This window comes from Haliscomenobacter sp. (assembly GCF_041740695.1).
In the GTDB taxonomy this organism is placed as follows: Bacteria; Bacteroidota; Bacteroidia; order Chitinophagales; family Saprospiraceae; genus Haliscomenobacter.
In genome coordinates this window covers 1-14,547 of record NZ_JBGSLK010000075.1, presented here as the reverse complement: position 1 = coordinate 14,547, position 14,547 = coordinate 1, and the positions used below count along the sequence as shown (strand labels likewise).

Here is a 14,547-nt window from a genome sequence, read left to right as displayed (position 1 = left end):
CATTAATTGATCAGTACCGATTCCCGTGGGTAGCGGTAATTCTTGCAATCTACATCTTTGATTAGCCCAATCAAGATAGTGATTGCGCCCACTCTTCCCACAAACATAACCACAATTAATGTGATTTTGCTAATATCAGACAGTTGTGGCGTGATGCCCAGACTCAAACCTACCGTGGCGTAAGCCGATACACATTCAAAGAGGATGGACAAAAAAGGAATGTTGCCTTCAGCTTCCGCTATTACAGTAAAGCCTAATCCAATTACGAACCAGGACAACACAATGATGGCAAAAGAGCGGTTAACGGAGTCTTGTGGAATTTCCCTGCCCGCATAATCGATGCGCGGTTTGTTGCGCACTACGGCAAAAATATTCATGATGGCTACTGCAAAAGTGCTGGTTTTGATCCCCCCCCCAGTCGAAGCCGGAGAGGCCCCAATCCACATGAAGAGAATGGTTACCAAAATAGTAGATCTAGACAATTCAGCCATGTTGACGGTATTGAACCCGGCAGTACGCGGCGTAACCGATCCAAAAAAGGAAGTCACCAACTTGCCCCAAAGGGTGGGATGCTCTTTGAGTACGCCATTCCATTCCAATGCCCCAAAAGCAATGGTCCCCACTATGAGCAGGATTATCGTGGTGAAGATTACCACTCGTGTATTTAATGTAGCGATCCGCACTGCCTTTCGATAGGCTACGAGGTGTACCACAAAATGGTTGTACCAATTGAGCACGGCGTATTTGACCAGGATAAAAAGATTGAACATGATGCTAAAGCCCAAACCGCCAATGATGACCAAAAAAGCAACGGTCAGGTGGATGTTGTAGTTAAACCGAAAAGGCGCTTCATATAAACTATTGGTCAACGTGGAGAACCCAGCATTACAAAAAGCGGATACAGCGTGAAAGGCACAAAAAAAGATTTTATCAAAATAGGAATCAAATTCCTGCTCGGGCAAGTTGATGAAAATGAAAAAAGCGCCAACAAACTCTATGCCGAGGGTGAGCAACACAATTTTCATAGCCAGTCCCAACAAACCTTCAAACTGGTCGGAACTCAAAAAGTCACGGATAAAAAGCCCTTCTACATATGAGGATTTGCCCTTAAAAAAGTAAGCGAAAAAGGCGGTTAAGGTCAACATCCCCAAACCACCCAATTGGATGCAAACCAGGATGACCGTTTGCCCCATCAAGGTAAACGTAGTAGGGGTATCCACAACCGCCAAGCCAGTTACACTCACTGCACTGGTGATGGTAAAAATGGCGTCCAACCAGGTAATCCCGGCATTGGTGGCATTGGGGAGCTTTAGAAAAAGGGTCCCAAAAAAGATCACAATCATAAAGCTGCTAACAAAAATGACGGCGGGTGAAAAATTCCGTCGATACAAGAGGCTAGCGATGTTCGACATGCCATAAAAAACCAGCAACAGGATATTGGCAAAAAACCACCCCTCATTGTGCACTACTGCAGCTCGAAGGCTTTCACCCCAGAACAACAAATCTACGGCAATCACCGAAAAAGCGGTGTACGGCAGTACCAAACGAATGAAATAAAAAAGGTTGAAAGGAATTTGGCCCTTGTACAAGCGATAGGACTCTAAAACGGCAAAGGTGAGGGTTAGTCCAAAATAAGCGTTAAAAATCAAAATCTCCTCTCGACGATCTTGACCATAGCCAAAATCGTAAATCACAAGCACCAATGCCAATGAAGTCAATAGTTGTATGATACGCCGAATCAACACTTCACCACAAGTTGTCGCTTTAATGAGGGGTAAATATAAATAAAATGTAGACACGCACAAGCAATCACTATTTTGTAGCATCCGGCAACCAGACCTACAAAATAGATTAGGAGTAGTCATTCACACTCCGATTTCAAAAAAATCCCATCTCCTTAAATAATTCACAATCAATTTTTTACTTTTAAAAAATGACTTATCGATACTTAAAATTGTTCGACGAAACTCAGGCATTTTGTCCTTTTTTCTGCTCAAAAACTGCCCTACCTTGCTCATCCTTTAGACAACCTGATCTCCAGGTTTACTAGAACGCTGATCTTTCACCAATCAGGGGAAAATCCTTAAATTTTATCTAGGGTTTACCCTGATCTTTTTTTGAATTTTACTTATAATATATTGTTAACCAAAAAATTGCGTTTAGCTACCACCTACCCATCTATCAACGCCTGAATTCCATTCACTTTTACGGTTTTATCATTTACGTGAACAAACAAAATAACTATGCGCGAGTTTACTAGTTTTTTCAGGCTGATTTCAGCTACCTTGATGTACTTTTTTCTCTTGACAGGTTTCTGTACCACTCCAATCCAAGCGCAACAAGATGCGGTATTGGAGCAGATTCGATCAGCCCGTCAAAAGGGCATGGTTTTCCGCCCTTATTCACTTTTCACCTACCAAGATGCACTTGAAAATGTGCTTCCTTTACGTACAGCTCTTCCCGAAGGTGCAGTCCTAAAAATCAATCCAGATGCTTTGCGAGCCCTGAACCAGCAGCGTCCTGAAGCCTTGTCTTTGGCCTTGCCTCGCGACAAAAATGGGCAGGTTTTTCAAATGGATTTGATCCGGATTGACTTGCACACTCCTGATTTTAAACTCAACACTTCCGCAAATGGCCCGATTGCTTATGAAACAGGCATTCACTATCGTGGGGTGTTGCGCAATGAAGCAAAAACCAGCGTTGCCTTGAGTTTTTCCAAAGACGAAGTGATGGGCATGATTGGCTTCTCAGAAAGTTCAAATTGGGTGTTAGGCCAGCTGGAAGGTACCAGTTTGCGAGATGCTTATACCGTATACCGCGAAGATGATCTATCCTTTGACAAGTCCTTCAATTGTGGCTCTAGCGAGGTTTCCCAGGAAATTCAGCGAGCTGAACACAAATTGGGCGAGTTGCGAGGGGTTACCGCTGTTGACAAGACCGTAAGGGTTTATTTTGAATGTGAATACGATCTGGTGACTGAAAAAGGGGGTGCCGTTGGCGCAGCCAATTTTATCAATGGCATTTTCAACATTGTAGCTTTGTTGTACCAAAACGAAGGCATTAATGTGGTCATTTCTGAAATTTTTGCCTGGACTACACCAGATTCCTACCCTACAAATTCCAGCTCTAATACCTTAACTTCCTTTCGCAATACCCGAACGAGCTTCAATGGCGACATAGCCCATTTGGTATCACGGGGTCAACCGACCGGTGGTGGAATTGCCTTTCGCCCTGGCTTATGTAATGGTTACGGGTATGCTTATAGTTATGTCAACAGTACTTACTCCGCATTTCCTACTTATTCCTGGACGGCCAATGTGATTACCCACGAAATGGGGCATAACCTGGGCTCGCCCCACACCCATGACTGTGCTTGGAATGGCAACAACACTCCGCTGGATGGCTGTGGCCCTGCCGCTGGTTATACTGGAACGGGTTCTTGTCCTCCTTTGGCTGCGCCTACAGCTCCATTTAAAGGCACAATTATGAGTTATTGCCATCTGTTGGGTGGGATTGGCATTGATCTCAACCTGGGCTTTGGCCAACAACCAGGCGATCTCATCCGTGCCACCGTAGCTGCAGCTACTTGTTTAAGTGGAGCGGGTTCCGTTTGTACAACACCTACTACAGCTCAACTTCTGGCCAACAACGTTACCGCCAATTCGGCTACTTTGGCCATCAACGTCAATGGATTAGTTGGCTATGATTGGCGCTATCGACTGGTCGGAAGTAGTACTTGGACCGATGTAGCTTCTTCTGCTTCCAACACAATCAACATTACTGGTTTAACCTCTAACAGCAATTATGAGTTTCTGGGGGCGGTGCAATGTACAGCAGGAGGCACTTGGACAACTTGGTCGGCTTCTAAAACTTTTACAACCACGAGTACTGTTTGTACCACGCCCACTATTGCTCAAATCTCGGCTTCGAATATTGCTCCCACTACCGCTACTTTGAATTGTAGTGTGACGGGCGTAGTGAGCTACGACTGGCGCTATCGTTTAGTGGGTACCAGCCTTTGGACCAACCTGACCAATACCAGTACCAGCAGTGTCAATATCAGTGGGTTGGATTTGGCCAGTAATTATCAATTCCAGGTAAGTTTACAGTGTTTGGCTGGAGGAACCTGGACAGCCTGGTCGGCTTCAAGCCCTTTTACCACTTTGACGGCAGCGGCTTGTACAGCACCAACTACAGCCCAAATCTCTGCCAGCAATTTAGGGACAAATACAGCTACGCTCAATTGTAGTGTGACCGGTGTAGTGAGTTACGATTGGCGCTATCGGCTGGTAGGCGGCATTACCTGGACAGATTTGACCAACACGAGTACAAACAATACCAGCTTAAGTAGTCTTGCGGCCTCCAGCAACTACGAGTTTCAGGTAGCTGTGCAATGTACAGTTGGCGGCACTTGGAGCCCCTGGTCAGCTTCTAAAACTTTTACCACCCTGGCCGCTGCTTGTAATGCGCCCAGTTCTACCCAAATATCGGCTACCGGCATTACTGCGGCAACTGCTACGCTCAATTGTAGCTCGCCTGGCGTAGTAAGTTACGACTGGCGCTATCGCCTCGTAGGCAGTAGTACCTGGACGGATTTGACCAATACCAGTACCAGCAGTACCAGCTTGAGTAGCCTGGTGGCTTCTAGTAACTACGAGTTTCAAGTAGCTGTGCAATGTACAGCTGGAGGAGCTTGGAGCCCCTGGTCAGTTTCTAAAACTTTTACCACTTTGGCGCTGGTTTGTTCAACGCCTACTACAACCCAAATTGCCGCTACCAGTATCACTTCCAGCACTGCTACCTTGAGTTGTAGTTTGGCAGGTATGGTCAGTTATGATTGGAGGTATCGTTTAGCGGGCACCAGCCTTTGGAACAACCTGACCAATACCAGTGCAGCCAGTGTTAACATCAGTGGGTTGAGTGCAGGAGGCAATTATCAATTCCAGGTAAGTGTACAATGTACGGCTGGAGGAACCTGGACAGCTTGGTCTGCTTCAAAATCATTTAGCACGTTGGCTGCAGCTTGTGTAGCACCAACTACGGCTCAAATTTCTGCCAGCAATGTCGGTACCAATGCGGCCACTTTAAATTGCGCTTTGACAGGTATGGCCAATTACGATTGGCGGTATCGTATAGTTGGTAGCAGTAGTTGGATCGACCTGGCTGCAGGGGCAACAAGCTCCGTAAGTCTAAATGTCTTGACAGTCAACACCACTTACGAGTTTCAGGTGTCGGTGCGATGTACCTCTATTGGTGCCTGGAGCGCTTGGTCTGGTTCAGGAACTTTTACCACTATTTCCTCCCAGGCTTGTGGTCAGCCTTCCATTGGTCAACTTTCAGTAAGCAACCTGACCACTACCTCAGTACAACTGAATTGTACTGTCACTGGGGCACAAGCTTACGGGTGGCAATACCGCCAGGTAGGTTCTCCATTTTGGACCAGCCCACTGAATACCATTGTGGGCAGTACAACCATTGGTGGTTTGTCGCCAGGCACGCAATACGAATTTAGTGTACGGGTCAATTGTTTGTTTTCATTCACGGCTTGGTCACCCTCTGCTATTTTTGTTACACCAGCAGCATTGGAGGGTTCAATTTATGAGCCAAATCTTCCACAATTGGACAACTTGTGGCTTTACCCCAACCCTACCCGAGCTGAGTTGAATGTAAATTACAACTTGAATACTGATAGTAAAGAAGTGTCCATCCTGGTTTACGACTTGAGTGGCAGGCAAATACAAAAGCACAATCTGGGCGCGCAAAAGGCAGGGGCTTATCAGCACAAAATTCAACCCAACCTGACGTCTGGTTTGTTTTTCTTACGGGTGACTACTGAAAAGACAAGTTTGGTAGAACGTTTTAGTGTTTTGCGATAATACAATAACCACATTATATAAGCTATTGTAAGAGGCCAACTCATTAAACAGAGTTGGCCTCGCCTTTTTGAGCTGTTTTTGCGGTAAACGCCCTAAAGTAGTTCGGCTTTTCATGACCTGAATATGACATAGTTATTCTGCTCAATTATTTTTCGGTGCGCAAAATCAAAAATTCAACCAATCTAAATCATTGTCTTTGTTGTTTTTACAAGAAAAAAATCAATAAAAAAGCACTATATTTAATGCATTAAAATGCTGTAATTTGTCCTTTTTTTCGCCTTCAAACCGATCTAAATTGCATCATAGTAAAAACTGAATTTCAGAATTTTACTAGAACGCTGATTATTTGTTAAGTCCGAGAAAACCCTGTTTGCGAAGCTGGGTTCTCTCGGAACTTTTAACACGTTATTTTTTAGCACTGACACTAATACTGTAACTTTCGATTTGCCCTCTTAGAACACTTCTTCAAGCCTTTCTCCACGACGAGAAAAATCCCCCTATTTTTTAATCCCATATCATGTATGCAATAACCACATATACGCTATTGCAAGGGCCAGCTCTAAGTTGATCATTTGGAGTTTGGCCCTGACTTTTTAAGCGTATGCTCTAAACCTAAGTTTTGGCCTTTCATACCGAATAAGCCATCCGCAAGCCCTCTCCAATCAATTTTGCCGACAACCTTATCACAATATCACCAGTCCTTGCTCCGTTTCTTTGCTTTTCAACACTCAAAAAATCACTATGTCGACTGATGCCTCGTCCTACCCAAGCAAAGTGCTCAAACAAGAAATTGCCAATAGTGTTTCCCACGGGTTTGGCATTTTATTCAGCATTGTGTGTATTCCCTTGCTCATTGTCCTGGCCGCAAAAAGTGGCAGTTCCGTGGCTACCCTGGGCGTCAGCATTTATGCCTTCAGTTTTTTGATGGTGTACACTTGTTCAACCTTGTACCATGGCTTTCAGGAACCTTTGGTCAAAAAAGTGCTCCAAATCTTGGATCACATCAGCATCTATTTTTTGATCGCAGGTAGTTACACCCCTTTCATTTTGTTGTTTGTGTTCAATCAGGTAGGCATTACTTTATTGATCGTGTTGTGGGGATTGGCCATGGCCGGAACGGCGTTTAAAATCTTCTTTATCAATCGTTTCAATTATTTGTCTACCGTCATTTATCTATTGATGGGTTGGATTTTGTTGGCGGCGGGCAAAACCTTTTTTGTGAGTTTACCTACAGATGTGCTCATCCTGATTGTGGTTGGTGGAGTGTTGTACTCCTTGGGGGTCATTTTTTACCTTTGGGAAAAATACACCTATCATCACCTGGTTTGGCATTTGTTTGTATTGGCGGCTAGCATCAGCCATTTTGTAGCGGTCATCCTGGCGGTTTCGGCAATCTCTTGAAGTTGAAGGTTTTTTACGCCGATTTATCCAATATTTTATATTTTTGCCCCGTGAAAAAATTCTTGAGGATCACCACTTTGGTTCATTTGTTGCTTCTGTTTGGCTGCTTTGCTGGCTCAAACACTAGAGTGGTATCGGATTCCAGGTTAGTTTCTCAGGCAGCTCAAGTTGCCGAAACTGGGCTTCAAACTGCCCTCAGTGGCCGGAACCTACTCTGTCCTTGCAATCCTATTGAAAGTACAATTAGTGGGGTTTCACAAGTTTTTCCTTCTTTTTCCAAACAGCCTTTTTTTGATTTTATCGCCTTCATTCGCAGCAGCGAGCAGGTGTTTTTAAGCGCATTTCTGCATTACCGCTTTTTTGCAGACAAGCTTTTGCTGCGTTTTTTCAGTCGCGACATCATCTATCCTTTCCACAGTTTTTGGTGATTGCTCCCATCTTGCGCAACTCGCGCAGCTTTCAATCTTTATGTCACAACATCCTGCAGTCATTGCTATGTCTGTAGGGTACATTTCTGTTAATCATTCAATTTTTTTAAGATGGATTTAGGAAACATCCTGCTGTGGAGCATCATCACTTTGCTTTGTGTGGTGCCATTTATCGTTTTGAGCAACATTGCCAAAAAGAAAAAACAACAAGACTTGAAGGCCCTTTTGGACTTCTCCACCAATCATCATTTTACCATTACCCAACATGACCTTTGGTTTAAATCCGCTATCGGGCTGGATGAAGCCAAGCAGGCCATTGTTTTTGTCAGCAACCTGCATGGTACACCTGTTGCGCAATGGGTCATGCTGGAAGACATCCAAAAGTGCCAGATCAACGAGACGAGCAGAATGGTGGGTGGCCAAGACCAAAGCAGCAAAGTTGTTGACAAGTTTGAGTTGGTCTTTAGCAGCAATAAAGGAAATACCAGCTTTGAATTTTTCAACGTCAAATCCGGCAATTTAACGCCAACCATCGAATACCAACTGGCTGATAAATGGAGCAAAATTGCCAACGAGCGGATCGCATCGTTGGTTCAATCCAAATAAGTACAAAATTCAATTTAACGTTGTTTAAGCCTTTTGTGCTGGGTATGGCTTGGTCCTTGCCCAGCACTTTTATTTTTATGTAAAATTTTTCCCAAAAAAGATGGTTGAAAAGCGGCGCATTTGTAAAATTGGACTCCATTTTTCGTCACTTCAAAAACAATTGGTATGACCGGAAACAAACCCCGCAGCATTGACGAGTACATCGACAGCTTTCCGCCTGAGATCCAGGTGATTTTAGAGCAGGTGCGGGAAACCATCCGACAAACGGTACCGGAAGCCCAAGAGACCATCAAGTACGACATGCCCACCTTCACCCTGGGAGGCAATCTGGTCTACTTTGCTGCCTTTAAAAAACACCTGGGTTTTTATCCCATCCCGATGGAGCATCCAGATTTTATGGCCGATTTCGCGCCGTACAAACAAGGTAAAGGTTCGATCCAGTTTCCGCTGGATCGGCCCATGCCTTTGGAATTGATTGCCAGGGTGGTGCGGTATCGGGTGGGTGTACTCAATAAAGTTTAATCAAAAATGATTTACTTTGTAGTGTACACCAAACCGTATACATAATGCGCCTTAGCCTGAAAATCCAGTATTGCTGCCTTTTAATGCTATTGACCACCGCCCTTTGTGCCCAGGAAAAAGGCGATTCCAGCAAAATTCCGCCCCCCAAGTCCTTCATCACCAACCATCAAGGCGTTTTTGGCGGCAAAATCATCCGCTACAAAGCCACCGCCAAAGAAACCTATTTGAAGAATGACAAGGGGGATTCAGTGGCCTCCATCTGGAGCGTAGCCTATACTCAGGAGGGTGTCACTGATCTGAGTAAACGGCCCGTCACTTTTGTGTTTAATGGCGGTCCTGGCTCAGCGTCCATTTGGTTGCACATGGGCATGTTTGGGCCACAAATTGTCAAGGTAGATTCAGATGCCAAAAAGGATGATGGGGCTGCACCTTACGCTTTGGTGGAGAACAAACATGGAATCCTGGATTTGACCGATTTGGTCTTCATTGATCCTGTAGGCACTGGTTACAGCCGGGTAGTGGGCAAGGGAAAAGGTGAAGATTATTGGGGTTTAAAAGAAGATGCAGCTTCAATCGCGAAGTTCATGCGCAGCTGGGTCACCGAACAAAAACGTTGGTTTTCTCCAAAATACATCGCTGGCGAAAGTTTTGGCACCACCCGGGCCGCCGCTGTCGCCAACGCCTTAGAAAAGGACGGACAAACGATGGACTTAAATGGTCTGGTGCTCATTTCTCAAGCCCTCGACTATACCGGATCTACCTCCATCCACGACAACATTACCTCCAACCTGACCTACCTGCCCAGCATGGCCGCTACCGCCTGGTACCACAAAAAAGTAGGGCAGGGCAAAAAGTTGGAAGACTTCATCGAAGAATGCCGCAAATTCACTTACGACACCTACGCTCCAGCCTTGTACCGCGGCAGTTTATTAAGCGCTGCAGAGCAAAACACCATTGCCGAAAAATTGGCTTATTTCATTGGTTTGGACAAAAACTACATCCTCCGTTCCAACCTCAGCGTGCTCATGCATCGCTTTCAAAAACAATTGTTGGCGGGTCAGGGCCTGGCCATTGGCCGCCTGGATGGTCGTTTTATGGGTGACGAAGCTGATAAAGTTTCCGAAGGCCCCGACTTGGGCGACCCTTCGGATTACCAAATCAGTGGGGCTTACACAGCGGCCTTGAATCACTATTTTGCCTCGGCATTAAAAGTAGAAATGGATCGCCCTTACCTGACCTCCAACGACGAAGTAGGCGAAAAATGGCGCTGGCGGCCTGTGCCCGACGGCCAATACTGGGAACCCATGCCCGTCAACGTAGCCCGGCAATTGGGTGAAACCATGCGCCGCAATACCGCCATGAAAGTGTTAGTGGCCAGTGGGTATTACGACCTGATTTGTCCATTTTTTGATACAGAATACACCTTTGCGCGCAATGGCATTGTACCCGAGCGGGTCACCAAAACCTACTACGAAGCTGGTCACATGATGTACCTGCACGAGCCGGATTTGGTGAAGTTGGCGGCGGATATCCGCAAGTTTTTGACAGAATAAACCATGCAGTTTAAAACAATGGTCAATCTAGCTAACCAAAGCACCCAGAAAAGCAGTATTTTGCAGTAAAGTCTAGGCTTATGCGCAAGGTTTTTCCCAATTTCGCCCGGCTCCAGGCCAAAATCTGGTTCACCTTTTTGATGTTTCTGGGCTTATTCACTGGCATGAATGCCCAGGTGCAAAGCCGCTCCTATCAGTTTGTGCTACGCAAGTTGTTAAAACATACGGTACCGGAGTTAAGTGTAGAAGCGGTGACCAAAAACCTAGCCGCTCATCCCGTTTTTATCGATGCCCGAGAATGGAATGAGTATGCCGTAAGCCACGTCAAAGGTGCCATTTGGGTGGGCTACAAAGACTTTGATCTAGCCAGAATGGAGAGGGTAGACAAAAACAGCCCAATCGTTGTATATTGTTCAGTGGGTTACCGCAGTGAAAAAATTGCTGAGAAGCTCCTGGCCGCAGGCTACCCACAAGCCGCCAATTTGTACGGCGGCATTTTTGAGTGGGTCAATCGCAAACAGGCTTTGGTCAACCTGGAGGGCCACCCCACGGAGTATGTACATGCCTACAATAAGATGTGGGGCACTTGGCTCCGCGTAAAAAAAAAGCGCAAGGTGTATAAATGATTAACAAGCTCGCAAAATCATCAACGTATGAACCAAATTCAAAAATCGCTTTCACTTTGGCTCATTTTACTGAGCTTTTGCACCCTTGCCCGTGCTCAAGACAACAGTCCCAGTATCGGTCCGGCCCGCGGCTCGTTGATGATTGTAGGTGGAGGCAGTGTAGGTGCCGATATATGGGCGCGTTTCATTGAGTTGGCGGGTGGTGAAAGCGCCAGTATTGTGGTCATCCCTACTGCCAATGAAGACGTCAACATCAGCAATGGCACGTCTGCTGAAAAAGAATTGCTCCAACATTTGGGCGTAAAAAACGTCACCGTACTGCATACCCGCGACCGCAAGCAGGCCGACGATCCCAATTTTGTCGCACCCTTGCACAAGGCCACCGGTATTTGGTTCACGGGCGGGCGGCATTGGCGCCTGGCCGACTCCTACCTCAATACCCTGGCTCATCGCGAATTTAAAGCCTTACTCGCGCGGGGTGGGGTGATTGCAGGTACTTCGGCAGGGGCGACTATTCAAGGCTCCTTTATGGTTCGGGGAGACACCAAAGGCAATACCCTGATGATTGGCGACCATACCGAAGGACTGGGCTTTATCCAAAATGTGACGATCGATCAGCATCTCCTGGTACGCAATCGCCAATTTGATTTGGTGGAAGTGATTCGCCAAAAGCCCCAACTCCTGGGCATCGGCATCGATGAAAGTACCGCCATCGTGGTGCAAAAAGATACCTTCGAAGTGATCGGCAATTCTTTTGTGGCCATTTATGATGCCAAAAACATCACGGGCAACGCAAACCAATCCAATGGCGCAACCCCGAGTGCCAATCGACCTTTCTATTTTTTGAATCGTGGCCAGAGGTTTAATTTGAAAGAAAAAATTGTCCTGCGCCGTTAACGAATAAAGTAATTGACGTAAAAAAAGACCACGAGGTAAATCCACAGCACATCCAAAAAGTGCCAATAAATGCCGAGCAGGCGTAGGTTTAGTCGTTTTTCCGGGTCAGAAAAATACACCAGCACACTGACTGGCTCCTTCATGCGATAACGCGCCTGGTAGATAAAATAGCCCAAAAAAGGCAATCCGGCAATGACGTGTGCAAAGTGCAGGCCAGAAATGACGTACAAATAACCCGCCGAATTGTCTGAACTCATCAAAACGCCATCACTAAACAACATGTACCAGGCAATGGCTTGTGCAGCCATAAACAACAGGGACAGTCCCAGCGTAAACCACAAAGCCTTTTGGTAATTTTCAGTATGATCATCCAAATAGGATTTTTTGGCCCAGACCATGGTTGTACTGCTGCCCAACAAAATAAGCGTGTTGAACAAAAACAAGATGGGCAGGCGCAGTGGAGGCAAGTGTTGAGTTACCCGATTGTACACATAGGCCAGCGACAAGGCAATAAAAATGGTACTGAGCCCCATCAGCAAAAGCACCAAAATGATGTTTTTGGGGTGAAAAGCCAGATAGGCGTATTCGTTGTGTGGTTGTTCGTGTTCAGACATCATGTACAATTTTGGATTCAAAGACCTAAAGCTGATCGCTGATCGCTGATTACTGAAAGCTGATTGCTAAATCCCCCTCCTGCATCGCTCGCTACAATATTTTACCTCCTCCCAAACCTTCTCCCACTTCTTCCGCCAGCTGAATGGGCGTTTACAAACCGGGCAGATTTTTTGAGGAAGGTCGACTTTTTTAGGTTTTTTTGCCAATATTTTCATTTTTATTGAAGCAAAGTAGAAAACAGCGAGCAGCCTGAATTGTTTTGATCAATACCTTTGTTTATTTTCGACGATTAAAATGCAGTGTTAAGTAGGTGGTAAGATTAAATGATGGTTTTTGAAGCGACTACTTAAGCAACGCTGCGGTGCAAACTTACTATGAAGAAGTGTATTCGCTGCCAAATGGTTTTGTCGGACGACGCCCGGTTCTGCTCCAACTGTGGGGCACCCCAGCCCGATTGGACTGCCAGTCAACGCAGCACTGTACCCAGTATTGACATGGATCTGGAAATTGAGCCCCAACTTTCCGAAAAATTCTTTCTGGCGCTGAAAGACCGCATCGATCGAGAACATCGTCCCGATCAATATACGGCATACTCCGAGCGCATGTACCCTTCCGGTTTTCGCGATGTGATCGCCCGGCGATTTACGCAGGCAGCGGATCGGCTGCGCAGTCAACAAGCCCTTGGCATGTTGGAAACCGCCCAGCTCAACTGGTTTGTCGAAGATTTATTCGAAGAGCTGCTCGATTTTTACATCATTCGTTACTGCAAAGACCTCAATGAGGTGGAGCTCCCCAAAGCCATCCTCAAGTACCAAAATGTACCCATGAGTGAAATCAACCTGTTCCAGGTGGTGAAAGACTTTTTGCAGTTCGACCGCGAGCCAGAAAAAATCTATACGGATTTACTACAAATGCCCATTCCTAAACTCAAAAACGCCAGCCAGGCCTTTCTTTTTCCACCTCGTGACGAAAAAATCCTGCTGGTCGCCGATCAAAGTTTGTTGGGCAACGGCAAAGAGGGGTTTGCCATTACCGCCAGGGGCATGTACTGGAAAGCACCGTTCCAGAAATCACAAATTGTCCTCTTTTCAAACCTGATTGACCTGCGGCGCAAGGAAGACTGGATCGAAATCAACGGCCATTTTTTCAATGCTGGCCTAACGCTCAATGTTAAATTGTTGCGCCTCTTGGGTCGTTTAAAGTTGTGGCATCGTTAAAAAGACGTGCACGTTATTGCATTGATTAACAAAACCTTAAAAAGGTTTTTTAACAGCCGTTAAACTGCTCCTAAAGTCTCTAAAACATAGACTTTGTTTGTAAAAATCCTTGTTCATTGCAGCAATAAAAATTTGCAACATGAAAGGATTTTTAGCAATCACCACGACTATCGCATTCCTTGGAATGTTTGCCGCAACTACCTCGGCACAAAAAGTCACTGGAATAAGCACTACTCCAGGCTATTCCAATTCACAGCCAAGTACCCCCGGCATCAACAGCGCAAACCGCCGCTACGACGCACCGCGAGTAGATTACCGCACCCCACCCAATTCAGGTGGCAGGTATGACCGCAACGAACCCTATCGGCATGATCGCGACGATAGAGACCGCCGAGGTGATGATGATCGCCGCGGAGGCTACGGTTCACGAGATGATGACCGTAGAAGATACGAGCACCGGGACAATGATCGCAACTGTTCTTGTGACAAATGCCACCACCACCATGATGACCGATATGACAGTAGAAGTAGATCAACTTCTTCTTCCAGAGACCGCGACAGAGGTTACGTGGATTATCGGGACCGGGATCGGAATGAAAGATCACGAGGTTCTTCCTGTCCGCCAAAAGGTCGGGGCAAATATGGAAGGGATTGATCAATAGACTTGAGGCGAATTGATTATCAAGATTGATAATTTTCTTGTTTTTTCAAGTGACGAGTTCCGAATACATGACTTAAGAGTTTTGAAGTGAGCTACCGCGGCGACTTGGACCAAGGCTGTGCCTGAGTCGCTGCGGTAGCTCACT

12 protein-coding genes are annotated in these 14,547 nt (G+C 46.0%); 9 read left to right on the top strand and 3 right to left on the bottom strand.

Going from position 1 to position 14,547, the window contains the following annotated elements; all coding sequences use genetic code 11:
• Window positions 1–2: 2 nt before the first annotated feature.
• Window positions 3–1,700 (bottom strand): TrkH family potassium uptake protein, encoded by a 1,698-nt coding sequence (locus tag ACEW9O_RS15585; protein WP_373551123.1) that lies wholly within the window; start codon window positions 1,698–1,700, stop codon window positions 3–5.
• 543 nt (window positions 1,701–2,243) lie between these two features.
• On the opposite strand from ACEW9O_RS15585, the gene ACEW9O_RS15580 reads away from it, so the two are divergent.
• The 7 genes from ACEW9O_RS15580 to ACEW9O_RS15550 all read left to right on the top strand — a co-directional run bounded on the left by ACEW9O_RS15580 (window position 2,244) and on the right by ACEW9O_RS15550 (window position 11,909).
• Window positions 2,244–5,876 carry a M12 family metallo-peptidase gene (locus ACEW9O_RS15580; protein WP_373551102.1) on the top strand — a complete coding sequence of 1,211 codons (3,633 nt, stop codon included), beginning with the start codon at window positions 2,244–2,246 and terminating at the stop codon, window positions 5,874–5,876.
• A 741-nt stretch (window positions 5,877–6,617) separates the two neighbouring features.
• Complete coding sequence (locus ACEW9O_RS15575; protein ID WP_373551101.1) at window positions 6,618–7,277, top strand: hemolysin III family protein; 660 nt, start codon at window positions 6,618–6,620, stop codon at window positions 7,275–7,277.
• Between the two features lie 539 nt (window positions 7,278–7,816).
• Window positions 7,817–8,311, top strand: a complete 495-nt coding sequence (locus tag ACEW9O_RS15570; protein WP_373551100.1) for a hypothetical protein — start codon at window positions 7,817–7,819, stop codon at window positions 8,309–8,311.
• A 165-nt stretch (window positions 8,312–8,476) separates the two neighbouring features.
• A complete protein-coding gene (locus ACEW9O_RS15565) occupies window positions 8,477–8,833 on the top strand; it encodes an iron chaperone (RefSeq protein WP_373551099.1) in 357 nt (118 codons plus the stop codon).
• 44 nt (window positions 8,834–8,877) lie between these two features.
• Complete coding sequence (locus ACEW9O_RS15560) at window positions 8,878–10,386, top strand: S10 family peptidase (protein ID WP_373551098.1); 1,509 nt, start codon at window positions 8,878–8,880, stop codon at window positions 10,384–10,386.
• A gap of 80 nt (window positions 10,387–10,466) precedes the next feature.
• Entirely contained in the window at window positions 10,467–11,012 is a 546-nt protein-coding gene (locus ACEW9O_RS15555; protein WP_373551097.1) for a rhodanese-like domain-containing protein, read from the top strand.
• A gap of 27 nt (window positions 11,013–11,039) precedes the next feature.
• Window positions 11,040–11,909 carry a cyanophycinase gene (locus ACEW9O_RS15550; protein ID WP_373551096.1) on the top strand — a complete coding sequence of 290 codons (870 nt, stop codon included), beginning with the start codon at window positions 11,040–11,042 and terminating at the stop codon, window positions 11,907–11,909.
• On the opposite strand, the gene ACEW9O_RS15545 is transcribed toward ACEW9O_RS15550, so the two are convergent.
• Both ACEW9O_RS15545 and ACEW9O_RS15540 read right to left on the bottom strand, forming a co-directional pair.
• Complete coding sequence (locus ACEW9O_RS15545; protein ID WP_373551095.1) at window positions 11,906–12,523, bottom strand: heme-copper oxidase subunit III; 618 nt, start codon at window positions 12,521–12,523, stop codon at window positions 11,906–11,908. The genes ACEW9O_RS15550 and ACEW9O_RS15545 overlap by 4 nt on opposite strands.
• 66 nt (window positions 12,524–12,589) lie before the next feature.
• A complete protein-coding gene (locus tag ACEW9O_RS15540) occupies window positions 12,590–12,739 on the bottom strand; it encodes a DUF2256 domain-containing protein (protein ID WP_373551094.1) in 150 nt (49 codons plus the stop codon).
• Window positions 12,740–12,898: 159 nt separating this feature from the next.
• Between ACEW9O_RS15540 and ACEW9O_RS15535 the strand changes: the two genes are divergently transcribed.
• Complete coding sequence (locus tag ACEW9O_RS15535) at window positions 12,899–13,741, top strand: zinc-ribbon domain-containing protein (RefSeq protein ID WP_373551093.1); 843 nt, start codon at window positions 12,899–12,901, stop codon at window positions 13,739–13,741.
• Between the two features lie 139 nt (window positions 13,742–13,880).
• Window positions 13,881–14,396, top strand: a complete 516-nt coding sequence (locus ACEW9O_RS15530) for a hypothetical protein (RefSeq protein WP_373551092.1) — start codon at window positions 13,881–13,883, stop codon at window positions 14,394–14,396.
• Window positions 14,397–14,547: the final 151 nt, after the last annotated feature.